Annotated in this window: 19 protein-coding genes, 1 riboswitch and 1 other annotated feature; of the genes, 14 read left to right on the top strand and 5 right to left on the bottom strand. The window is 36.1% G+C overall.

Features of this window, described 5'->3' with window-relative positions; translation table 11 throughout:
- Positions 1-7: 7 nt before the first annotated feature.
- From AN964_RS18890 to argS, 5 genes are all read left to right on the top strand, one after another.
- A complete protein-coding gene (locus AN964_RS18890; protein ID WP_055741376.1) occupies positions 8-1,516 on the top strand; it encodes an MDR family MFS transporter in 1,509 nt (502 codons plus the stop codon).
- A 98-nt stretch (positions 1,517-1,614) separates the two neighbouring features.
- Entirely contained in the window at positions 1,615-1,767 is a 153-nt protein-coding gene (locus tag AN964_RS26785; protein WP_163258601.1) for an Lmo0850 family protein, read from the top strand.
- A gap of 220 nt (positions 1,768-1,987) precedes the next feature.
- Positions 1,988-2,971, top strand: a complete 984-nt coding sequence (locus AN964_RS18885; RefSeq protein ID WP_055741375.1) for an ABC transporter ATP-binding protein — start codon at positions 1,988-1,990, stop codon at positions 2,969-2,971.
- Complete coding sequence (locus AN964_RS18880) at positions 2,949-3,722, top strand: ABC transporter permease (protein WP_055741374.1); 774 nt, start codon at positions 2,949-2,951, stop codon at positions 3,720-3,722. The genes AN964_RS18885 and AN964_RS18880 overlap by 23 nt, the downstream gene beginning before the upstream one ends.
- A gap of 61 nt (positions 3,723-3,783) precedes the next feature.
- Positions 3,784-3,991 (top strand) — a binding site (T-box leader).
- Positions 3,992-4,034: 43 nt separating this feature from the next.
- Positions 4,035-5,723, top strand: coding sequence for an arginine--tRNA ligase (gene argS, locus AN964_RS18875; protein WP_055741373.1), 1,689 nt, complete (start codon positions 4,035-4,037; stop codon positions 5,721-5,723).
- 306 nt (positions 5,724-6,029) lie between these two features.
- Here argS and AN964_RS18870 read toward each other — a convergent pair whose 3' ends face one another.
- The 4 genes from AN964_RS18870 to AN964_RS18855 form a co-directional block, all read right to left on the bottom strand.
- Positions 6,030-7,379: a hemolysin family protein gene (locus tag AN964_RS18870; protein ID WP_055741372.1), complete on the bottom strand. Its 1,350-nt coding sequence runs from the start codon at positions 7,377-7,379 to the stop codon at positions 6,030-6,032.
- A gap of 43 nt (positions 7,380-7,422) precedes the next feature.
- On the bottom strand, positions 7,423-7,824 hold the full coding sequence (locus AN964_RS18865; protein ID WP_055741371.1) for a MerR family transcriptional regulator: 402 nt from the start codon (positions 7,822-7,824) through the stop codon (positions 7,423-7,425).
- A 367-nt stretch (positions 7,825-8,191) separates the two neighbouring features.
- Complete coding sequence (locus tag AN964_RS18860) at positions 8,192-9,391, bottom strand: FtsW/RodA/SpoVE family cell cycle protein (RefSeq protein WP_055741370.1); 1,200 nt, start codon at positions 9,389-9,391, stop codon at positions 8,192-8,194.
- A gap of 120 nt (positions 9,392-9,511) precedes the next feature.
- Positions 9,512-10,831, bottom strand: a complete 1,320-nt coding sequence (locus tag AN964_RS18855) for a hemolysin family protein (protein ID WP_055741369.1) — start codon at positions 10,829-10,831, stop codon at positions 9,512-9,514.
- A 466-nt stretch (positions 10,832-11,297) separates the two neighbouring features.
- Between AN964_RS18855 and AN964_RS18850 the strand changes: the two genes are divergently transcribed.
- Positions 11,298-12,065, top strand: coding sequence for a hypothetical protein (locus tag AN964_RS18850; protein WP_055741368.1), 768 nt, complete (start codon positions 11,298-11,300; stop codon positions 12,063-12,065).
- A gap of 94 nt (positions 12,066-12,159) precedes the next feature.
- Here AN964_RS18850 and AN964_RS18845 read toward each other — a convergent pair whose 3' ends face one another.
- Positions 12,160-12,471 (bottom strand): hypothetical protein, encoded by a 312-nt coding sequence (locus AN964_RS18845; RefSeq protein WP_055741367.1) that lies wholly within the window; start codon positions 12,469-12,471, stop codon positions 12,160-12,162.
- A gap of 57 nt (positions 12,472-12,528) precedes the next feature.
- A riboswitch (guanidine-I (ykkC/yxkD leader) is annotated at positions 12,529-12,618 on the bottom strand.
- A gap of 251 nt (positions 12,619-12,869) precedes the next feature.
- Between AN964_RS18845 and AN964_RS18835 the strand changes: the two genes are divergently transcribed.
- The 8 genes from AN964_RS18835 to opp4A all read left to right on the top strand — a co-directional run bounded on the left by AN964_RS18835 (position 12,870) and on the right by opp4A (position 23,576).
- Entirely contained in the window at positions 12,870-13,940 is a 1,071-nt protein-coding gene (locus AN964_RS18835; RefSeq protein ID WP_055741365.1) for a D-alanine--D-alanine ligase, read from the top strand.
- A 141-nt stretch (positions 13,941-14,081) separates the two neighbouring features.
- Positions 14,082-15,455 carry a UDP-N-acetylmuramoyl-tripeptide--D-alanyl-D-alanine ligase gene (locus AN964_RS18830; RefSeq protein ID WP_055741364.1) on the top strand — a complete coding sequence of 458 codons (1,374 nt, stop codon included), beginning with the start codon at positions 14,082-14,084 and terminating at the stop codon, positions 15,453-15,455.
- A gap of 406 nt (positions 15,456-15,861) precedes the next feature.
- Positions 15,862-17,286, top strand: a complete 1,425-nt coding sequence (gene cshA / locus AN964_RS18825) for a degradosome RNA helicase CshA (RefSeq protein ID WP_055741363.1) — start codon at positions 15,862-15,864, stop codon at positions 17,284-17,286.
- A gap of 634 nt (positions 17,287-17,920) precedes the next feature.
- Positions 17,921-18,940 carry an ABC transporter ATP-binding protein gene (locus tag AN964_RS18820; protein WP_055741362.1) on the top strand — a complete coding sequence of 340 codons (1,020 nt, stop codon included), beginning with the start codon at positions 17,921-17,923 and terminating at the stop codon, positions 18,938-18,940.
- The gene (locus AN964_RS18815) at positions 18,927-19,853 is read left to right on the top strand and encodes an ABC transporter ATP-binding protein (protein ID WP_055741361.1); all 927 of its coding nucleotides are present in this window, start codon (positions 18,927-18,929) and stop codon (positions 19,851-19,853) included. Before AN964_RS18820 ends, AN964_RS18815 begins: the two co-directional genes overlap by 14 nt.
- A gap of 20 nt (positions 19,854-19,873) precedes the next feature.
- Complete coding sequence (gene opp4B / locus AN964_RS18810; protein ID WP_055741360.1) at positions 19,874-20,842, top strand: oligopeptide ABC transporter permease; 969 nt, start codon at positions 19,874-19,876, stop codon at positions 20,840-20,842.
- Between the two features lie 22 nt (positions 20,843-20,864).
- Complete coding sequence (locus tag AN964_RS18805) at positions 20,865-21,773, top strand: ABC transporter permease (RefSeq protein ID WP_055741359.1); 909 nt, start codon at positions 20,865-20,867, stop codon at positions 21,771-21,773.
- 18 nt (positions 21,774-21,791) lie between these two features.
- The gene (gene opp4A, locus AN964_RS18800; RefSeq protein WP_055741358.1) at positions 21,792-23,576 is read left to right on the top strand and encodes an oligopeptide ABC transporter substrate-binding protein; all 1,785 of its coding nucleotides are present in this window, start codon (positions 21,792-21,794) and stop codon (positions 23,574-23,576) included.
- The last annotated feature ends 365 nt before the right edge of the window (positions 23,577-23,941 follow it).

The raw sequence follows: 23,941 nt of genomic DNA, 5'->3' as shown, positions 1-23,941 counted from the left end.
TGAATGAATGGCTACAAAAAATAGCAAGTTAGGCTGGGTTGTTGCGGGATTATTATTAGGGATTTTGATGGCATCTATGGATAATACCATCGTTGTGACGGCTATGGGAACAATTGTTGCAGATTTAGGAGGGATTGATAGTTTTATTTGGGTAGTTTCTGCTTATATGGTAGCAGAAATGGCGGGAATGCCGATCTTCGGGAAGTTATCTGATATGTTTGGTAGAAAGCGATTTTTTATGTTTGGTTTATTACTATTTATGATTGGCTCCATTTTATGCGGAACTGCTGAAACCATTACACAATTGAGTATATGTCGTGCCATACAAGGAATCGGTGGTGGAGCCCTAATTCCAATTGCCTTTACGATAGTATTTGATATTTTTCCTCCTGAAAAGCGAGGGAAGATGGGTGGATTATTTGGGGCAGTATTTGGTTTATCAAGTATTTTTGGTCCGCTATTAGGTGCCTATATTACCGATCATATTAGCTGGCATTGGATATTTTATATTAATCTGCCGCTTGGCGTTGTAGCGCTGCTATTAATTACACTCTTTTATCATGAGTCTCGTATACATGAAAAACAAAAAATTGATTGGTTTGGTGCAATTACCTTAGTAGGATCCGTTGTATGCTTGATGTTTGCTTTAGAACTCGGCGGGGCGAAATATGCATGGGATTCTAGTATTATTCTAGGATTGTTTGCCGGTTTTGCCGTTCTATTTATTCTCTTTATCTTGATTGAGAGAGTTGTATCAGCGCCCATTATTTCTTTCAAAATGTTTAAAGAAAGATTATTTGCCGGGAGTACGATTGTATCTCTCTTCTATGGTGCAGCTTTTACGGGGGCAACCGTTTACATTCCTATATTTGTGCAAGGGGTTTACGGCGGAACGGCTACTAATTCAGGGTTAATCCTGCTTCCAATGATGCTTGGCTCAGTTGTGTCTGCACAAGTTGGCGGGTTTTTAACTACGAAATTAAGCTATCGAAATATCATGTTTATTTCCGGGATTATTACGATTATCGGAATCTATTTGTTAACTACTATAAATCCAGATACTGCTCGCTTTGTTTTAACGATTTATATGATTATTACCGGCTTTGGGGTTGGATTTTCGTTTTCTGTGCTTGGTATGGCTACTATTCATAATTTCGGTATGGATCAAAGAGGATCAGCAAGCTCGACAAGCAACTTTGTTCGTTCACTGGGCATGACAATTGGAATTACAGTGTTTGGAATGATTCAAAAGAATGCATTTTCTGATCAATTGAAGAAGGTTTTCGCTGGAATGGGACAGATGCCGCAAAATGGCTCCTATAATCCAAATGCAATTCTAAAGGAAAGTGCACGCTCACACATTCCTGTACAGGTTTTAAGCAAAATTACAGACGCATTATCCACTTCGATTGTCCATACTTTCTTATGGGGATTAGTTCCCGCTGGATTAGCTTTCTTGTTTATTTTTGTGATGAGCAATGAGAAAATGGCATTCCAAAAAGCCGATGGCAAATAGTTGTGAAAGGAATGTTAAAAATTTTCAAAATCAATATACAGACTTTGGATAATAGGGTAAAATAATAGAGAGTCGTAAATCAAAAGAGGTGATCTATCTTGAAAAGAAAAGATCATGATCAACTAAAAAAAGTAATGGCTAACTTAGCGGGTATCGGGGTAAAAATAACGAAAACGAAATCTCGCCGGGAGCTTTTTAAAGTGCTGGAGGATGTCAAATTAATCCCCAAATATCCAAAACTACATCATTAGTCATAAATAAGTCAGATGTGCTAAGCGCAACTGGCTTATTTTTTTGCAGGTGAATTTATGAAACCTTCCATTGTTATTTTCGTCTGCAAAAGCAGCTGCATATTTAATTTTTAACTACGGAATAGGTTAAAAGTCTAAATTCATATCCGTCTAGAGATGGAAAACATTAGAACTTAGAAGTGTATAATAAAGATAGAAAATTCTGATTAGGGGTGTGGAGATGGAGTATATCATAGACATACAAGGGATAAAGAAAAGCTATAAAAAAAGAAAATCGAAGGAAATAATTCAAGCAGTCAAAGGTGTCTCATTCCAAGTGAAAAGAGGAGAGGTTGTAGGACTGCTTGGACCAAACGGGGCCGGAAAAACAACCACTATTAAAATGATGTGCGGCTTGCTGCTTCCTAATGAAGGAACGATAAAAATAAATGGCATCGACATTGGAAAGCAGCGTCTAAAAGCACTTCGACATATTAGTACCGTTTTAGAGGGAAATCGAAACCTTTATTGGAGATTAACAGTGCGGGAAAACTTGGAGTATTTCTCGGGAAATCGAGGTTTGTCGAAAAAGGCAGTATCGGCTCAAATTGATGAATTATTAGAGCGGCTAAATCTGACACATAAAGCAAATGAAATGGTTAATTCCTTGTCACGAGGAATGCAGCAGAAGGTTTCCATAGCGGTTGCCTTATTATCCAATACGGAGATTATTTTTCTTGATGAACCAACATTGGGGCTCGATATTGAAACAAGCTATGAAGTTCGCAAATTATTAAAGGATATAGCGAAGGAGTACAATAAAACGATTTTACTAAGCTCTCATGATATGCCTGTTGTCCAAGAAATTTGCGAGCGGGTGATCATTATTAATGAAGGAAGAATTGTATCGGACGAGCGGGTTAGTGATTTGCTTGAATTGTTTGATACGAAGGCATATTCCTTTACGGTTAATTCAGTGCTTTCAGATAAGAATTTAAAAGAAATTCAAAATCATTTTATGGCTGAGTTAGAGCTTAATGACGGAATGCAATCCGTCATTACCGTTACGATTACGCATAGCGAAGATTTTTATAAAGTAATCAATTTGTTTGAGGAAATGAATATTGAAATCGATAAAGTAGATCGTTCTATTATTGATTTTGAACAAGTATTTTTGAAAATTGTAAAGGGGGAAATGAAACGTGAAATTGCTGCAACTGTTTAAGGCGAATTTTCGCAGGGAATTTATCCTGCTGAAGAGATATCTTCCCAATACAATTAGCGAACTGATAACTTTCTTTTGTATTTTTTTAGCCATGTTTTTTGGGATAAAAGTGGTCGGTGATCCATCCTCGATGGAAACAAATATTCAATATACTATTGTCAGCTACGTATTTTGGTTCTTGTCCATGGGTGCCATGCAGGGAATAGGGTGGAGTATTATGAGTGAAGCACAGCTTGGAACACTAGAGCAAATGTATATGTCTCCAATGGGGGCTTGGAGGATATTATTAGCGAGAATTGTTTCAACCACCCTGCAGCAGCTAATTATTTTAGCTGTCTTATTGTACTTGTCTATGCTGGTAACTGGCACCTGGTTAAATATAGATGTGGTTTCCATTTTACCTGTATTAATTTTCACCATTATTAGTATGTTTGGCATTAGCTTTATGATTGCTGGAATGGCTATTATTATTAAACAAATTAATGCCTTTTTACAGGTTTTGCAGTTCATCTTAATGGGACTAACTTTCTTTCCTATGTCTATTTCGCCTCTTTTAGCTGTCTTACCAGTTGTAAAAGGTGTAGATATGATAAGGGGAATTATGATTCAAAATCAAACACTTCTTGATTTTCATTGGGCAGATTACGCCAGTTTAATTGCAAATGCTATCATTTATCTTGTTTTGGGAATACTTGTCTTTAAAAGATGTGAGCGCACTGCGATGACTAAAGGAGTATTGGGGCAATATTAGAAATTTTCCTGAAAATGCTGTTGCCTTTTTACTTATTATCTGTATAATACTTAATAATAATGAAAACTCGAGGATGAAGAGAGTAATCTATATGGGGAAAAATAGAGAGTCGGGGATGGTGGAAGCCTGGCACAGAACCAATGGATGAAGCGCACTTCGGAGAGATGAATCTGAACTACAGTAGGATGAATCGGGAACTCCCGTTACAAGGTAAAGTGGTCATTAACCTGAACAATTAGAGTGGTACCGCGGGCTAGCTCGTCTCTTTATATAAGAGATGGGCTTTTTTTAATTAGATTAGGAGGGAAAATAATGGATTTAAAACAAGTCTTGGCAGTATGCCTAAAAGATTATCTGCACGGGGTGTTAACTCAGGAAAAAATATATAATTTAATCGAAATTCCGAAGAATCCCGAGCATGGAGATTTAGCTTTTCCTTGTTTTCAACTTGCAAAGCTTTTGAAAAAGTCACCGGTAGAAATTGCAACGGAGCTTTCTGAGGAGTTAGGGAAAAGTAATCATTTTTCTAAAGTAAACCCAATTGGTCCTTATTTAAATGTATTCTTTTCTTCAAAAGAAATTGGGAAGAAGGTTGTCACAGAAGTATTAAAAGACGGGCATGCATTCGGAAAGGGTTCAATAGGTGAAAACAAAACGGTTGTATTGGATATGTCATCTCCCAATATTGCAAGACCGTTCTCAATGGGGCATTTACGATCTACTGTTATCGGAAACGCATTAGCAAATCTCGCTGACAAATGCGGATATAAAACGGTAAAAATAAATCATTTAGGAGATTGGGGAACCCAATTTGGAAAGCTTATTACTGCCTATAAGAAATGGGGCGATGAAGAAAAGGTCAAAGCTAATCCTATCCAAGAACTATCGAAGTTATATGTTAAATTTCATGAAGAAGCTGAAATAAACCATAATCTTGAAGCAGAAGCACGCGCAGCATTTAAAAGCTTAGAAGACGGGGATAAAGAAAATTTACAATTATGGCAATGGTTTCGGGATGAGTCTTTAAAAGCATTTATGGGAATTTATGATTTATTAGGTGTTTCATTTGATTCGTATAATGGTGAAGCATTTTATAACGATAAAATGGATGAGGTTGTCGACTTACTGAAGGAACGAAAATTATTGGAGACTTCAGACGGGGCAGAAGTTGTCAAGCTAGATAATAACCAGTTACCGCCATGTTTAATTAAAAAATCAGATGGAGCTACTCTCTACGCTACACGGGATTTGGCTGCCGCAATATATCGACAAAAAACTTATCAGTTTGATACCGCCCTATATGTTGTTGGTCAGGAGCAAACCGTTCATTTCAAACAGGTAAAAGGTGTATTAGAAAAATTAGATTTCGGGTGGGCAGATGGAATGCATCATATTCCTTTTGGGCTGTATTTAAAGGATGGAAAAAGAATGTCAACTCGGAAAGGACGGGTTATTCTTTTAGAAGAAGTTTTAAGAGAAGCCATCCAACTTGCTGAAAAGAATATTAAAGATAAAAATCCAACCTTGGTGAATGCAAATCAAGTGGCAGAATCTGTTGGAGTAGGCGCAATTATTTTCCATGACTTAAAAAATGACCGAATGAATAATATTGAATTTTCCTTAAAAGATATGCTTACATTTGAAGGAGAAACAGGGCCATATGTTCAATATACACATGCTCGAGCGATGTCTATTTTACAAAAAGCGGAAATCGATGAATATGAATTTCACGGCCTAAATGATCAAGGAAGCTGGGAAATCATTAAGCACTTAAATCATTTCCCTGATATAATCGAAAATGCGTACAACCAGTTTTCCCCATCTGTGTTGGCAAAGTATTTAATTCATCTTAGTCAGTCCTTCAATAAGTACTATGCAAAAGTACGGATAATTGAAAAGGATGAAGAGCTATTATCAAGACTTTCGTTAGTAAAGGCTGTCACTATTGTACTGAAGGAAGGATTAAGAATTCTTGGTGTTAAGGCTCCGAATGAAATGTAAGAAAAAAAGCAGTGGTATGAAACTCTACATCCGTACAGAAACAGAATTCGTTGCTCTTAAGCGGACACAGGATCCCTTATTTTGATAAAACAGTCCTAATCTAAGGGTGTTTCGGACACAGAATCCGTTATTAATGGAAAACTACAATGAAATCACTGCTTTTTTGCAAAATAACGGAACCTCTGTCCGCAAAAATGAAGAATAACCTCATTTTGTCACAGATAGCGGATCCTATGTCCAGTATCACATCCATACTAGTTAAAAAGACCAAATCAATAGGATTTGGTCTTTTAACTAGTAATCTTTTTAAATCGCCTCCGAATTGGTAAGCGCAATATTATGTTTCACTTTTATTTCTTGAGTGCTTTTTTTCTTTACCTCAATATACTTAACGTGAAGGTCTTCTATTTCCTTAATAATAAATTCAAAATCCTCAAATTCGATAATATCGCCTTGCTTGGCCTCGTAATTTTCGGATAACACCCAACCTCCGAGTGTGTCGATATCCTCTTCTTGAATATCAATTCCTAATAAGTCGTTTACTTCACTTAAAAGTACTTTAGAATCGATAATAAAATGATTTTCTTTTACTTTCCGAATCAATGGAACTTCATCCATATCAAATTCGTCGCGGATTTCTCCGACAATTTCCTCTAATATATCTTCAACCGTAACAAGACCGGAAGTACCGCCATACTCGTCAATTAATACAGCCATATGGATTCGTTCCTTTTGCATCATGACCAATAAATCATGAATAGGAATCGAATCAATCACACGAATAATTGGTCGTATATAATCTTCTAAAGATAATGCTTCAATCTCTTTGTCATGGATTATGTCCGTAAGCACTTCTTTTACATTCACAATTCCGATGATATGGTCTTTATCTCCGTCAATGATTGGATAACGGGTAAAGCGCTCTTCTTTCGCAATATCTAAGAATGTTTGAAGATCATCTTCTTTCGATAAAGAAATAATCTCGGTACGAGGTACCATTATTTCTTTGGCAATTCGGTTATCAAATTCAAAGATGTTATTTACATATTTAAACTCTGATTGATTGATTTCTCCACTTTTATAGCTTTCTGATAAAATAATTCGCAATTCCTCTTCCGAATGGGCAATGTCATTTTCACTTGCAGGCTTGAGACCAAAAACCTTTGTTACGAGACGTGCTGATGTGTTTAATACCCAAATAAACGGGAACATTAAACGGTAAAAGAAAATCAAAGGTTTTGCATGAAATAAACTTAAAGCTTCTGCTTTTTGAATGGCCAGTGTTTTTGGTGCTAATTCACCAACTACCACATGTATGAAAGTAATAGTTGCAAATGAGAGTGCCAATGAAATCACATTTGAAATGGAAACTGGAATATGGATTAAATCAAACAATGGATGCAACAATTTGGATACTACCGACTCCCCGATCCATCCTAAAACCAATGATGCGATGGTAATTCCGAGCTGACAGGCAGATAAATACTCATCCAAGTTGGTAATAATTTTTTTCACAGCCAGCGCACTTCTATTTCCTTCTTCAATGAGCTGGTCGATACGTGAGCTCCGCACCCTTATAATTGCAAACTCCGAAGCAACAAAAAATGCGGAAAGTGCTATTAGGAAAAAAACAAGCACTAGTTTAAATATGTCCAAATAAGTTTTCCTACCCCGTGAAATACAGGATAGGAGTCACCTCCTATTTTGTTAAAAAGTGTAGCGATTGCAATAATGCAACGCTCTCCAATGTTAGCCTTTTGAAAATAGCCTCTTTTTGCTTTGTGTTAAGCACTTCTAATACTGGTGCCAAATCGGATAGTTCCATATTAAGTTGTTTTATATGCTCTGAAACAGTTTCAATATGCTGTTCCACAATGGATTCGTTCATTTCATGGCATTTCTTCATTTCCATTTTTCTGCGAATAGTCTCAAGTGATATCCCAAGCTTTTTATATCTTTCAATGAATTTAAGATCTTCTAAAGCTTCTGAAGCATATATACGATAATTTGATTTAGAACGATTAGCATGCAAGAGACCCAAACTCGTATAGTAATCTATCGTTCTCTTAGATACATTTGCTAAGGTTGCTAACTCCCCAATACGGTATACGACCCCATCCTATCACCACCCTTAAAGGAAAATGGTTGTTGCCATTTTTCGATAAAATATTATTAATATTATAAAAAAAACAAACCGTACAGTCAAACGTGATGCTTTTTATTAACTAAAGGCTCTTTTCTTAAAACTTGTTGTTTTAACAACTAAAGCCTAAACAATTTTTTAATCGGATATAAAAGAGATAACCTGAAGCTAAAGTACTTAAGGGTATTTAACAAAGAACGACAAGCAAAAATATATTCGAAATTAACCTTATTATTTTACAATATGGAAATTTATTGTCCAGTATTCTTTGTTCAAGACCGTTTTTTCAAAAGATTAATGATTTTTACTACTTGTTATGCAATTGCTACATATAAAAACGATCAGATGAAGTCGAAAACATATACTCTTTATGATAAAAACGAATGCTAAAAATAACTCCTAATGCAAGCATATTTCCCATTAATGAACTGCCTCCGTAGCTAATAAATGGTAAAGGAATACCTGTAATTGGCAGAACCTGTATTGTCATTCCGATATTTTGAAAGACGTGAAAGGTAATCATGGAGATGACTCCAGCACACACATATGTATTAAACTTTTCCTTTGTTAAAATGGCTGTCTTTGTTAAGTGATACACAAGAACGAAAAATAAACAGATAACTAAGCTGGATCCGATAAAACCATATTCCTCTCCAATCACGCTAAAAATAAAATCAGTATGCCTCTCAGGGAGATACACCTGTTTTCCCATAAACCCTTTTCCAAAAACTTCTCCTGACCCTATCGACATGATAGAACTGCGCAATTGCCGACCTTCATCTGGATAACTTTCCGGGTCAATCCATGTATTTATTCTGTCAAATTGATATGCAGGAACCTCCAAATATTTAATTAAAATTTCCGGTTTATAAATGGCTAAGGATAATATCGTTCCACCAATTATACTTAATGAAATAAACAATGGTGCGATTATTTTCCAAGTAATTCCTGACACAAGTGTCATTCCGGCTACAATCACTAAAATAACCAGGCTTGTTCCTAAATCTGGCTGCATCATGATCAACCCTAGTGGAATAATGGCAATGACTGCAATTTTCACTAAAAGGAGAAAATCACTCTTAAAAGTTTTTAAGCGGACTTTTTCGTGGTGAGATGAAATAACTCTACTTATCGCTAATATAATGAATGGTTTCATAAATTCAGAAGGCTGTATTTGACCTGCCCCAGGCAAGATATACCAGCTGATTGCACCATTTTTTCTCGGGACAAGACATCCTGTTTCAACGCAATGAGGAGCAACGATTAGTCCTATGAGTAAAATAATACCAAACCCATATAAGTAATAGGAAAGTTTATTATATTGACTTGGTTCCAATAAAAGGGAAAACCCAATGATGACGATTCCGATTCCGTACCAGAAAGCTTGCCGAATGACAAAATTCATTCCATATTGATCAGATGTCTGTGCACTTGATATCGATATGCAGCTTACAAGGAAAAACAAAAATATGATTAAAACAAGTGTCCAATCTATCTTATCAATTATCTTATGTTCTTTTTCCATATTTTTCACCTAATTCCTATCTTTATCCATAATATTAAGACGAAGGAAACAGAGAAAAGTTTCCGATATATTAAACTTAAGATAATTTCAACTGAAAAATGCATACAAAAAAAAAGCCTCTTATTCCTCAGAGACTTTTTGAGTGATTGTCTTTTTCTTTACTTCCACATAAAGGACATGAGACTCTTCCATTTCGGATACGATAAACTCACAAGTTGCCGTTTCTATTTTATCCCCTTGTTTTAAATCATATTTTTGGGTGAGCAGCCAACCTCCGATGGTATCTACCTCTTCCTCTGATATTTCAATTCCCAATAAATCATTTACATCTTCAATCAGTACCTTCCCGTCGAAAATGTAATGGTTATCCTCAACTTTTCGGACAAGCGGAATTTCATCCGCATCAAATTCATCGCGAATTTCTCCAACAATCTCCTCTAAAATATCTTCGACTGTAACCATCCCTGCTGTTCCTCCGTATTCATCTAAAAGAATGGCCATATGTGTTCGATCCTTTTGCATTTTCGCTAATAGGTCCTGTATCGGCACTGTTTCGATAAAACGAAGGATGGGGCTAATGTATTTATCGACAGGATCATCCTCCTGGCACTCATTGTATATGCAGTCGGTTAATAATTCTTTTATATTAATAAGGCCAATAATACTGTCTTTATCTCCATTTGTAACTGGGTAACGCGTATATTTCTCAATCCGGACAATTTCCATAATTTCTTCGAGGGTAGCGTTTTTATCGATACTGACGATTTCCGTTCTCGGAACCATGATTTCCTTTGCAATTCGATTGTCAAATTCAAATATATTGTTTACATATTTATATTCTGATTGATTAATTTCTCCGCTTTTTAAGCTCTCGGAGAGTATGATACGCAGCTCTTCCTCAGAATGTGCCATCTCGTGATCCGGAATGGGCTCAAAGCCGAATAATTTCGTGACAAGACGGGATGACCTATTTAATACCCATATAAAAGGGAACATAATTCTGCTAAACCAAACTAATGGTGTTGCAAATGATAAAGCTATCGACTCCGCGTTTTGTATTGCAATGGTTTTAGGAGCTAACTCACCTAACACAACATTTAAAAATGTAATAATTGCGAAGGAAATAATAAATGATAATATATCTTCTACTGAAGTAGGAAGATGTACCATGTGAAATAGTGGCTTTAAAATCTGCTTTATCGTAGGTTCCCCGAGCCAGCCTAATATTAAGGAAACAACGGTAATTCCTAACTGAATAGCTGAAAGAAATCCATCTAGTTTCGATAAAATTTTTTTTACAACCGATGCTTTTTTATGACCTTCCGCAATTAATTGATCAATCCTTGAAGAGCGGACTCTAACATAGGCAAATTCTGCTGAGACAAAAAAAGCGGTGAGAGCAACTAATATAAAGATGATAACGAGTTTAAAAATAGGCATCTTATTGTCCTATATAAGGCTCTTTTCATAAACAATGTGGCTTTTGCAGACGAAAACCTTATTTCGGCTTCTCTTTAAGAAAAAATACGCCGAAACTAAGTCTGCATAAGGGTTTTATATGAAAACTACCTTATCCAAAAAGGACAAGCACCTCCTAACATCTAACACATATAATGTTACTTTACCCGAAAAAGGAATCCAAATACCGTTATCTATGATAATAAGTAAATTTATCTCGAGTACATCAGTATAAGAATTTCTTTGTCAATAAGCTGTAATTTTAATGTAATACAAATAAAAAATTAATTTAGGCAAAAATTAATAAGGAAAATTAAAATAAATTTGGTAAAATAAATTGAAACTTAGATTCGAATAATACAGTTTCTTTTGGAAGCTGTTTTTTTTAGGCGTAGCAATTGCGTCTTCGTTTTGGAATTAGGGTTAGAGCTAATCGGAGGGACCTCAATTGAAAAATCATACAGGGAATCGTGACATTATCTATATACATGTGAATTACCCGGATCATTATGCAATATCCGCGGGAATAGAGTTTAAAGAATTTATGGCAGCCATCCCCGAAATATCAAATATGTTACTTCTTCGTCATCAATTTGAGGATGGGAATTATAATTTACATACTTTCTTTGATTATGTGGATAATGAAACGATTCCAAAGCTTGTCAATGATGATGTATATAGATATGGTGATTTTTGTTGGATTGATTTTGAAAATGAAGAAGCATTAAACCTATTAGAGGGCCAGGAGATCGCTGAGCTTTTATATTTGAGTCATTTGAAAAACCACCTTCGCCTGCCTTTTTATCGGAAACTGGATAATCATTTTGCTTATTTAGCACAAGAGGATGGGGTATTTAACAAGACATATTACCGATCATTTGAAGATTTCTATCGTGTACTGGGCACCTCCATTATGAACAAAATGAGCGATAAAACGGAAAAAACGATGTTTGGAAGAAGAAAAAAACAGGAATTTTCCAATGTACCTGTGGAAATTCTCTATCCGTTTATTGAGAACATGAAGGAAGGGATGGTCGTATCCCTGGAAAGAGCAAAATATTCCCGATCTCAAATTGAAATACCAATATGGGTGATTGGTGACTACTATTATATGGATGAAATGCAAGAAGAATATGCAGCTATTGGAAACCGACCAGTTGATGGCAAAATTGTGTATGATCGAAAATTGAAGGAATGGAAATGCTTTATAAAATAGAAACAGCGAAAACTCGTGCAGCTCTAGCGCACGGATAAGTAAAACCGTCTTCGACTGAGATAAAGAAAACCCGCTTTTAAGTAAGAGCGGGTTATTATTTAGAAAACTTTTTCTGTGCCCATGCATCCAATTTCTTAACTTCCTTTTTTCCGAACGTAAATCCATAAATAAGCAGCACCACAATAATTATCGTGAAGATGTCTAGCTTTCTTGTATGGATAAAATTAATAATCCCCATTATTACTTGAGGAATTACTCCAGTAACAGCAAATAAAACGCTGGCAACTTTAAACCAAAAAGTAGATTTCATGCCGTATCTGGCATAAAAAAGAAAAAAGGTGGATGCCCAAGCTAAAACTTCAAGAGACACTAGGATAATCCACTTATACTCTAATATAAAATTCATGATTTTTCCTCCTTTAAAAAAGCCTGAGAAATATATCGTTCCACATAAAAACGATATATCTCCCAGGCTTTTTCCCTTCCGTGTTACAAGCTTTCCCTCGGACCAGCTAGTTAAACATAATACTACGGAACCCAAGAAAGCCTTCTATGAATGGAACAACAGTTTACCAAAAGTATTCCAAAAAATCCAGAAAAGAAATTGGAAACAATTTCGCCTAGAACAAAAGGATGAAATCAAGGAAAAGAGGATGAAATACGACCTCATATAGGTTAATATTAATACCGAAGAAGGAGTCGTAATGGAAGATTTCACCGAAGTGTACATTTTTACATATGATATTTCTAGGCAAATGTCATGACTTTTAAAATATAAAGCGAGAGAATAACTGGAGGATTTTTATGAAAACAAAGCTTTGTTTATTATATGGAGGAAAATCCGCTGAACATCAAGTTTCTTTACAAACAGCTAAGGCTGTTATTCAAGCATTAAGCTTAGAAAAATATGAAATCCATCCTATTTATATAACGACAGATGGACAATGGGTGAAAGGACCCATATTAACACAAGCTGTGGAAAGTGTGCAGGCATTACAATTCACAAAGGGTGATGAAATTGTTCCTAATGCCATGATGTCAGCTTTAACCCCTAATGAGAATACTGGATATGATGTTGTATTTCCACTTTTGCATGGACCAAATGGAGAAGATGGAACCGTTCAGGGGATGCTGGAATTATTGAATCTTCCATATGTAGGAAACGGTGTTCTTGCATCAGCCGCTGGAATGGATAAAGTGATCATGAAAAATATTTTTGCACAGGCTGGTCTTCCGCAAGTGAAGTATGTTTGGTCATTAAGAAGTACATGGGAAGCTGATCCTCATTCTGCTTACCGATATGTGGAGGAGGAACTCGGATACCCATGCTTCGTCAAACCCGCTAATCTTGGATCGAGTGTAGGAATTAGTAAATGCACAAACAGAGAAGAATTGGAAGCGGCTTATAAGGAAGCATTCCAATTTGACCGCAAAATTATTATAGAGGAAGGTATTATCGCCCGTGAAATTGAGATTGGTGTTCTAGGAAATGACCATCCAGAATGCTCAGTAGCAGGTGAAATTTTACCAAAAACAGCGTTTTATGACTATAAAGCGAAATATGAAGATGGAGATACGGCTTTGATTATCCCTGCTGAAATTTCGGAAACGGTATATGCAAAGATGTCTGATATAGCGAAAATGGCTTTTAAGGCACTCGACTGTTCCGGTTTAGTTCGTGCTGATTTTTTTGTTTCAGACGAGGGAAAAGTGTTAATAAATGAAGTAAACACGATGCCAGGCTTTACTCCAGTAAGTATGTTTCCACTTCTATGGAAGCATAGTGGTGTAGAATATCCAGAACTAATTGAGCGTCTTATCCAATTAGCTCTGGAACGTTACGAAGAAAAGCAAAAAATAAAGTATACTTTTTAAAATTATTCAGTCTAGGTCAGCTACAGCGCTTATCGGCAAGCCGATGAACAAGGCGCTTGCGCTTTTCAAGCAGGGATCACGTTTTCGTGATTCCCATTACTTTAAATCGTGGTGGAAAGATCAAATTGGAGGCACGCAATAATGATGAAGCGTACAGTCAAGCAAATAGCAAATATGATAAAAATAGAAAATGATATAACCGATTTTCAAGATAAAGTAATTATCGGTGCTTGCATCGATACAAGAGCCATTCAAAAGGGAAACTTATATGTACCGTTGAAAGGAAGATTTGTGGATGGACACCAATTTGTAGAAACAGCTATCCAAAATGGGGCAGGAGCTTCCTTTTGGCAAAAAGATATGCCTAATCCGCCTGAAGGCTTGCCTCTTTTAGTAGTAGAGGATGTTTTAACAGCTCTTCAAGAATTAGCTCGTGTTTACCTGCAGGAATTAAATATAAAAGTAGTTGGCGTTACCGGAAGCAATGGGAAAACGACCACAAAAGATATGGTTGCCAGTGTTTTAAGTCAAAAGTTTAAAGTACAAAAAACAATTGGAAATTATAATGGACGCGAAGGCTTGCCGCTAACTGTTTTATCCTTAAAGGAAGATACAGAGGTAGCAGTTCTTGAAATGGGCATGAGTGCTAGAGGAGAAATTGAATTTTTAACGAAGCTTGCCCGCCCGGATATTGCCATCATTACTAATATTGGAGAAGCACATTTGCAGGATTTGGGTTCACGGGAAGCAATAGCAGATGCAAAAATGGAGATTGTTCAAGGCTTGTCACCGGACGGATTATTTATCTATATGGGAGACGAGCCATTATTGAAGGAAAGGGTACAAGACCATACGCATCTGCGCATGCAAACATTTGGTAAAAATAATGAAAACGACATTTACCCTATTGCGATAAACCAAGAAGAAACAGGGAGTACTTATTCTGTTAATTTAGCCCCAGATCAGCCATTATATATACCGGTTTTAGGAGAGTACAATGTGCTGAATTCCCTAGCTGCCATCCTTACTGGCAAGGAACTTGGATTAACCATAGAAGAAATAAAAGCTGGTTTATCTTCTGTAAAGCTAACAGCAATGAGGATGGAAATGCTGGATGGAATGAATGGGATTAAAGTTATTAATGATGCATACAATGCAAGCCCAACTTCTATGAAAGCGGCCTTAAATTTGATAATGGATCTTGATAAAAAAAGAGAAAAAATCGTTGTGCTTGGAGATATGTTGGAGCTGGGAGAGGAAGAAAAGGAATTTCACCAAGAAATTGGACGCTTCCTTCAGTCTTCCAAAATTAAATATGTTTTTACTTATGGTGAACTTGGGTATTATATTGCAGAGGAAGCACATAAACAATTTGGCGCTGATCGGGTGTTTTCGTTTACAGATAAAAAAGAATTAATTCAATCTATAATATCCCATATAAAAGGGAACGAACTTGTTCTTGTGAAAGCTTCTAGAGGAATGCAATTGGAAGAAGTGGTTACTGCCTTAACGTAAGAAAAGCGGAATTGCTTTAGTCATCTGCTAGCCTATAGGTGCTTGAGCTAAGCAGAGATTAAACTTAATAAATAATTTATTTTGGCAATAAACTTTCACTTCCAACCCAGATCCTCTAAAGGTATACGAATGGATTGATTTTGTTAAACTAAAAATAATTGCCCCCTCTTTAAAATGGTTAAGGAAGAACGATGAATTGGCAAAAGGAGTAAGTCAAGACTGCTTCTTATGGGTTCCATTGACATTGAAATCTCTATTTATTAATGGTACCATATATAGTATCGTTTACACTTTTTGCCGTAAAACAAAAGAGATAGAAATGTCTTTTTTTTTGAAAATAGAATCGGGTGTAACCCGAGGGGGTTAATATGGCCCTGTTAAGTGTCTAGAAGGAGAATGAGAAGCATTGACGAAGTTTTCAGAATTAGAGTTAAGCCCATCACTAATAAAATCAGTGAGAAGAATGGGTTTTGAAGAAGCAACACCGATACAAGCGAAAACAATTCCACTAAGCTTAAAAGGTATCGATATTATCGGTCAAGCACAAACGGGAACCGGAAAAACAGCAGCATTTGGAATCCCGCTCATCGAAAAAATTGATACCAAAAACCCTAATATTCAAGGAATTATTATTGCTCCAACACGTGAACTTGCAATTCAAGTATCCGAAGAACTATATAAAATTGGTTATGATACTAGAACACGTGTATTAGCTGTTTATGGTGGTCAGGATATCGGTAGACAGATAAAAGCGTTGAAGAAGGGACCACATATTATTGTTGGAACACCTGGAAGAATTCTTGATCATATTAATCGCCGTACATTGAAATTGGACCAAGTTCATACATTGATTCTTGATGAGGCAGATGAAATGTTGAATATGGGATTCATCGATGATATTGAAGCTATTCTTTCAAGTGTACCAGAAGATCGACAAACACTGCTTTTTTCTGCTACAATGCCAGATCCAATTCGCAGAATAGCTGAAAGATTTATGAAAAACCCTGAAACAATTAGAGTAAAAACAAAAGAGATGACTGTACCGCTTATTGAACAATATTTTGTAAAGGTTTATGAGCGGGAAAAATTTGATGTGCTTTCACGTCTAATTGATGTGCAATCACCAGAGCTTGCTATTGTATTCGGTCGTACAAAAAGACGAGTGGATGAATTAGCAAATGCCCTAAATCTTCGAGGTTATATTGCAGAAGGTATTCATGGTGATTTAAGCCAAGCAAAACGTCTTTCTGTATTAAGAAAGTTTAAAGAAGGTAAAGTAGATGTGTTGGTAGCAACGGATGTAGCAGCTAGAGGGCTTGATATTTCCGGTGTTACACATGTATACAATTATGATATTCCTCAAGATCCGGAGTCTTACGTACATCGTATTGGCCGAACTGGCCGGGCAGGCAAAGAAGGTATGGCTATTACTTTTGTTAGTCCTCGTGAAATGGGATATTTGAAAACGGTAGAGCAAACAACGAAAAAACGCATGATGCCTATGCGTCCGCCATCCATTGACGAAGCATTTGAAGGACAACAACGTGTTTCCATGGATAAAATTAATGAAATATTAAGAGAGGGCAGTCTTGATCAATATGTTAACGTTGCGAAAGAGTTACTGGAAGGAAATGATCCAGTAATGGTTACTGCAGCAGCTTTAAAACTTATGACAAAAGAGCCTGATAATACACCAGTTCATATTACGGAAGAACGTCCTTTGCCAATGAAAAAAGATTCCCAAAAATCTTCTTATCGCAGAGGGAAACAGTCATCTTCTTCCTATGCTAATAAAAACAGAAAGCCAAAAAGGGCTGGAAGACGACCATAATATTATTGAAATAGTAAATTTAAATTAACCAGAACGGGGCCTAAAAAAGGGTAAGCGATCGGATAAACTGGTTAGAACAAATGCGAAAAGGGGCTATTCATCAACGTACAAACTGTAGGGATTCGACTAAGATAAAAAAACACAGCAAGTGTTCACGAGCTGATGTTGACCTTATTATAGGCGGAAAACCGGAAGTTTGTACATCGATAGCCACTGAAGCTAAACATAGCAACAATATCGAAATAGGTTATCATTGAATAAATACTCCTTATTTAGTATAAGGGGTATTTTTTTATTGAGAAGTTTTCTTCTAACAGTACTGGTAATTTTTTCGACATAATTTTCATAAATACAATAACAAATTATTTTCTTTGAATAATAACTAATTCGAATATTCCTACTATTAAATGATAAAAAATTATTCTGATAATTATGAATCCGAAAAAATAAATGCCATTAATTTAAGTCCACCAAGGAGTCCGACCTAAAAAGCAAAATTAAAAATTATATAAAAAAAATAATTGTATTGACTATTCAAATATATCAATCTATACTTTGAAATATAAACTTAATGAAATTTTAACGAAATTCAACAAATTTCGACATATAGGTTTCTTAGTAAGGGGGATTCATATTGGGTAATCAACCACTTTTACAAGTTGAAGATTTACGTACTTCATTTCGAATACAAGACGATTACCATGCTGCGGTAGATGGTGTTACTTTAACGGTTAATGAAAATGAAGTCGTTGCAATTGTAGGTGAGTCAGGATGCGGCAAGAGTGCATTTGCTCTTTCGGTTATGGGACTGCATCCGGAAGGAAGAACAAAGCTAGAGGGAAATGTTAACTTCAATGGACGAAACCTGCTTTCGTTGTCAACAGCAGAAATGAATAAGGTGCGCGGAAAGGATATTGGGATGATCTTTCAGGATCCTCTTACTGCCCTAAATCCATTAATGACTTGCGGAAAGCAAATTGAAGAAAGCATGAACTATCATACAAAACTATCATCCTCAGAAATTAAAGCAAAGGCATTGGAACTCCTAAAAAAAGTTGGGATTCCTAATCCCGAACGAACTTATAAGCAATATCCTCACGAATTATCAGGTGGAATGCGTCAACGTGTTGTTATTGCAATTGCAATTGCATGTGATCCGTCTCTCGTCATTGCGGATGAACCGACTACCGCACTGGATGTAACTATTCAAGCCCAAATAATGGACTTGTTAAAGGACCTTCAGAAGCAAATGAAAACTGGAATCATCCTTATTACACATGATCTTGGGGTTGTCGCCGAAATGGCGGATCGAGTTGCTGTTATGTATGCTGGGGAAATTGTGGAACTGGCGGATGTAAAGACATTATTTAAAAATCCACTTCATCCATATACACGTTCCTTATTAAATTCTATCCCATCCACAACTTCAGGGAATGATCGCTTACATGTTATTAAAGGTATCGTTCCATCATTACAAAAACTTCCGAGACAAGGCTGCCGTTTTAAAGCCCGTATAGATTGGGTAGATGAGCATGAACATGAAGAAAATCCAATTTTGCGAGAAGTTGAACCAAATCATTTTGTTCGCTGCACATGTTATAAAAATTTTCACTTTCCAGAAAATATAGGGGACATGAACAATGACATTTCTTAAAGTTAATAATCTCAAAGTCTATTATCCAATTCGAGGTGGTTTTTTCAGAAGAGTCGTTGACCATGTGAAAGCGGTAGACGATATTAGTTTTGAATTAAAACCCGGAGAGACATATGGACTCGTTGGAGAGTCAGGATGCGGGAAAACAACAACCGGACGAACTCTTATTGGGCTTAATAAAGCGACATCCGGTGAAATTCTTTTTGAAAATAAAGATCTTACAAAATTAAGCAGAAAAGAATTTCATAATATACGCCGTGATGTTCAAATGATTTTCCAGGATCCTTATTCTTCCTTAAATCCAAGAAAACGTGTTTTGGATATTATTGCAGAGCCATTACGTAATTTTGAAAAATTATCAAAAGCAGATGAAAAGGACAAAGTAGCGTACTACATTGAAAAAGTTGGTTTGAACGCAGAATCCATTTATAAGTATCCTCATGAGTTCTCAGGTGGACAACGACAGCGGATTGGGATTGCAAGAGCTTTAACTCTAAAACCAAAACTAATTATTGCCGATGAGCCTGTTTCAGCACTGGACGTTTCCGTACAAGCACAGGTGTTGAACTTTATGCAGGATATCCAAAAGGAATTTAATTTAACATACTTATTTATCAGTCATGACTTAGGAATCATTCAACATATGTGTGATCGTATTGGCATTATGTATCGCGGTCAATTTGTGGAAGAAGGAACAAGTAGTGAAATCTATGCAAATCCGCAACATATTTATACGAAACGTTTGATTTCTGCTATACCGGATATTAATCCTGAAAACAGAGAAAGACAAACAGAGCTTCGCCAGGAAGTAAATGCAGAGTATAAGAATTCGTATGATAAATATTTTAATGCTGAGGGCAAAGTACACAAACTGAAAGCTATTTCTGATACACACTTTGTTGCACTGCCATAAAGAGAGGGGACCCGTAAAAAATGTTGAAGTTTATATTACGAAGAGTTTTAATCATGATCCCTCAGTTATTTATTTTAAGTATTCTCATCTTTGCATTAGCGAAGGCTATGCCGGGAGATGCGTTAACAGGACAATTGGCAAGTAATCCAAAAATGGACGCACAAACTTTGCATGAATTGAAGGATAAGCTAGGTTTGCTTGATCCTCCGTATGTCCAATATGGAAGATGGATTAAAGGATTATTGCATGGGGATCTAGGTATGTCTGTTATGCACCAAGTGCCGGTAACAGAATTAATAGCAGGGAGAATATGGAATACCATTCTTTTATCTGCTGCAATTTTAATTCTGAGTTACCTCATAGCAATCCCACTAGGAATTGTTGGCGGTAGATGGACTGACTCATGGGCAGACAAAGCGATTGTTGGTTATAATTACTTAACTTATGCGACACCGTTATTTATTTTTGGCTTACTTGTACTATTTGTGTTTGGGTTTGTACTCGGATGGTTTCCGACAAGTGGAAGTGTAGATATCCGGGTGGAGAATGGTACGTTTGCTTATTGGATGAGTAAGTTAAATCATATTATTTTACCTGCTTTCTCAGGAGCAATAATTAGTACAGGTGTTACCATTCAATACTTGCGTAATGAAATTATTGATACAAAAATTAAGGACTTTGTGAAAACTGCAAGAGCAAAAGGGGTTAATGAATCGAAAGTTTATTCACGTCATATTTTAAGAAATTCCTTATTACCGATTGCAGCATTTCTAGGATATGAAATTACTGGTTTAATCGGCGGTTCTGTATTTTTGGAGTCCATTTACGGCTATCCTGGAATTGGACAGTTATTTATAGCCTCTATCTCACAACGTGATTTCAGTGTTGTTACAGCTCTTGTTATGATATCTGGACTAGCTACATTAATCGGAACCTTACTTTCAGATATTATTTTAAGTGCTGTAGATCCACGTATCAGAATTGATTAACAAGTGAGAGGGGAGGAAAATCATGAAAGCGGAAGCTATTAATCCAACAGAAGTAAAAGTAAAGAAGACTAAAAAAATTAGTGCTTTGTCCATTATGATGAGAGAAATCGTAAAGGATAAACTTGCTCTTTTTTCATTAATTTTATTAGCTGTCATCTTAATTATTGTATATGGTGCAGCACTTCTACTAGATCAAGATAAAATCGTAACCGTTGATTTATTATCGATTTATTCACCTCCATCTGCTGAACATTTATTAGGTACAGATTATGGAGGCAGAGATATATTAGGGCAACTAATTATTGGGGCCAAAAACTCATTTACTATTGGTTTATGTATAACATTGTTAACTGGTATCATCGGACTTTGTGTCGGTCTATGTGCAGGTTATTTCGGTGGGAAAGTTGATAATATTATTATGCGTATTATTGATTTTATTATTATCTTGCCTACATTAATGTTAATTATCGTCTTTGTTACTATCGCACCAAAATATAATGTTTACACATTTGTATTAATAATGAGTGCTTTTTATTGGACAGGAAAAGCAAGATTAATTCGTTCCAAAACTCTTGCTGAACGCGAGCTTGATTATGTTCAAGCTTCGAAAACATTGGGAACACCAAACTGGAAAATTATTTTCCGTGAAGTGCTGCCAAACTTAAGCTCTATCATTATCGTTAACTTAACTTTAAACCTTGCTGGAAACATTGGAATCGAGTCAGGTTTAACTTATCTAGGATTTGGTTTGCCTGAAAGTACACCAAGTTTGGGTACTCTTGTAAGCTACGCGTCCAATCCGGATGTTCTACAAAATAAATGGTGGATTTGGTTACCCGCATCAATACTAATTCTAGTTATGATGCTGTGTATAAATTTCATCGGTCAAGCGTTAAAGCGTGCAGCCGATGCAAGACAAAGATTAGGTTAAAAAGGGAGGAAAATAAGGATGAAGAAACAGAAACATCTATTCAAGTTCATGAGTCTTATCGTTGTCCTTGGTTTGCTGTTATCTGCGTGTGGCAGTAAATCAAGCAGCGGGGGCTCATCGGGATCTTCTTCTAAGCCAAAGGAAGACATCAGCAAATTCCCGTTGGTAGTAAAGAATGACAAGAGTGCAGTGGCTGATGGAAGCCTAAATTATGCATTAGTTTCAGATACTCCATTTGAAGGTACTCTGAACCGTGCATTTTATCAAGGTAATCCAGACGCAGAAGTAATGCAATTCTTTGATGAACCATTATTCTCAAATAACGGTGACTATGAGTATACAAATGATGGTGCTGCATCATATGAACTGTCAAATGAAAATAAAACCATCACTGTAACAATTAAAGACAATGTTAACTGGTCTGATGGAAAACCTGTTACTGCTGAAGACTACAAATATTCTTTCTTAGTAATCGGCAGCAAAGATTACACTGGTGTTCGCTACGGTGACGCTATCATCCAAAGCATCGTTGGTATGAAAGATTACCATGCTGGAAAAGCAAAAGATATTTCTGGTATTAAAATTCTTGGTGAGAAAAAGCTTTCTATCACATTTACAGAAGCTAACCCATCTTTATTGACTGGTCTATGGCCATATGCAATGCCTAAGCATTACCTTGGCGATGTTCCTATTAAAGATCTTGCAAAATCTGATAAAATTCATAAAAATCCAATTGGTTTTGGACCGTTCAAAATTAAAAAGATTGTACCAGGTGAATCTGTAGAGTTCGTTCGTAACGATGATTACTATGCAGGAAAACCTAAGTTACAGAGCTTGGTTCTAAAAGTAGTTAACCCTAAAGTTATCTTGCAATCACTTAAAAAAGGCGATGTTGATATTGCAGAATTCCCTGTAGATCAATATCCTGCAGCAAAAGGATCTAAAAACTTTCAATTCGTTGGTACAGTTGATTTAGCTTATAGCTACATTGGATTCAAATTAGGACATTGGGATGCTAAAAAAGGTGTTAACGTAATGGATAACCCTAAATTTGCTGACAAGCGTTTACGCCAAGCTATGGCATATGCTTTAGACGAAAAATCTGTTGGAGAAAAAATTTACAATGGATTACGTTTTCCAGCTACTGGTTTAATCCCACCTTCATTTGCTAGCTGGTACAGCAAGGATACAAATCCAGTTGGATTTGATCCGGCAAAAGCGAAAAAATTACTAGACGAAGCTGGCTACAAAGATGTTGATGGCGATGGTCTTCGTGAAGATCCAAAAGGAAAGAAATTCCATATTAATTTCTTATCTATGAGTGGTGGAGATACCGCTGAACCACTTGCAAAATTCTATATGCAATGCTGGAAAAATGTTGGTTTAGATGTTTCTCTTGTTGATGGACGTCTAGCAGAATTCAACTCATTCTATAAAATGGTTCAAGAAGATGATCCAAAAGTAGATGTGTTCGCAGCTGCTTGGGGTACTGGTACTGACGTAGATCCGTACGGATTATACGGAAGAGATGTTCCATTTAACTACTCTCACTTTGTAAGCGAGAAAAACGATCAATTATTAGCGGATGGTCATTCAGTAAAAGCATTTGATCATGATTATCGCCAAAAAGTTTATGTTGAATGGCAAAAATATATGAATGATGAAATGCCAGTAATCCCTACACTATTCCGTTCTGCCATTACTGCAGCTAATAATCGAGTAGTAGGATATTCAGTTGATCCAGCTGCACAACACGTTTGGATGAATGTAGGCGTATCAAGCAAAACACCAGATGTTGAATAATCGTAGGACAAAGGAAGATCCCAAGTTGGGGTCTTCTTTTTTTGTGCTTTTATAAAGAACAATATTTACATTTTAAATATAGAGGATATGTGGGTTTTTAAAATTCTACTAGTTTGAAATTGTAGTGTTCGTTATAAAAAATATTAGTCTCGCATAGCACTTTATAGAAAATTTAAATTATTTAAGAGGAAAGTACTACTGATTAATTAGTAAAAATCCATATTTATCAACGGGCCATAGGGTGTATAGGTAAAAATACTCAGTAAAAAAGTTTAATTTGAAAATTATATAAATAAAAAAACTATATTGACTATTCAAATATATCAATCTATAATTTGGTTAATGAATTTAATCAAATTTTAATA

Origin of the sequence: Heyndrickxia shackletonii (assembly GCF_001420715.1) — a bacterium.
GTDB classification, from domain to species: Bacteria; Bacillota; Bacilli; order Bacillales; family Bacillaceae_C; genus Margalitia; species Margalitia shackletonii.
This window is presented reverse-complemented; position numbering and strand designations above follow the sequence as displayed.

Excerpts from the sequence above, each read along its gene's own strand:
- opp4A (WP_055741358.1), top strand. The coding sequence starts at position 21,792 with ATGAAGAAACAGAAACATCTATTCAAGTTCATGAGTCTTATCGTTGTC.
- AN964_RS18885 (WP_055741375.1), top strand. The coding sequence starts at position 1,988 with ATGGAGTATATCATAGACATACAAGGGATAAAGAAAAGCTATAAAAAA.
- AN964_RS18845 (WP_055741367.1), bottom strand. The coding sequence starts at position 12,471 with ATGAATTTTATATTAGAGTATAAGTGGATTATCCTAGTGTCTCTTGAA.
- argS (WP_055741373.1), top strand. The coding sequence starts at position 4,035 with ATGGATTTAAAACAAGTCTTGGCAGTATGCCTAAAAGATTATCTGCAC.
- AN964_RS18890 (WP_055741376.1), top strand. The coding sequence starts at position 8 with ATGGCTACAAAAAATAGCAAGTTAGGCTGGGTTGTTGCGGGATTATTA.
- AN964_RS18805 (WP_055741359.1), top strand. The coding sequence starts at position 20,865 with ATGAAAGCGGAAGCTATTAATCCAACAGAAGTAAAAGTAAAGAAGACT.
- opp4B (WP_055741360.1), top strand. The coding sequence starts at position 19,874 with ATGTTGAAGTTTATATTACGAAGAGTTTTAATCATGATCCCTCAGTTA.
- AN964_RS18815 (WP_055741361.1), top strand. The coding sequence starts at position 18,927 with ATGACATTTCTTAAAGTTAATAATCTCAAAGTCTATTATCCAATTCGA.
- AN964_RS18835 (WP_055741365.1), top strand. The coding sequence starts at position 12,870 with ATGAAAACAAAGCTTTGTTTATTATATGGAGGAAAATCCGCTGAACAT.
- AN964_RS18830 (WP_055741364.1), top strand. The coding sequence starts at position 14,082 with ATGATGAAGCGTACAGTCAAGCAAATAGCAAATATGATAAAAATAGAA.
- AN964_RS18860 (WP_055741370.1), bottom strand. The coding sequence starts at position 9,391 with ATGGAAAAAGAACATAAGATAATTGATAAGATAGATTGGACACTTGTT.
- AN964_RS18855 (WP_055741369.1), bottom strand. The coding sequence starts at position 10,831 with ATGCCTATTTTTAAACTCGTTATCATCTTTATATTAGTTGCTCTCACC.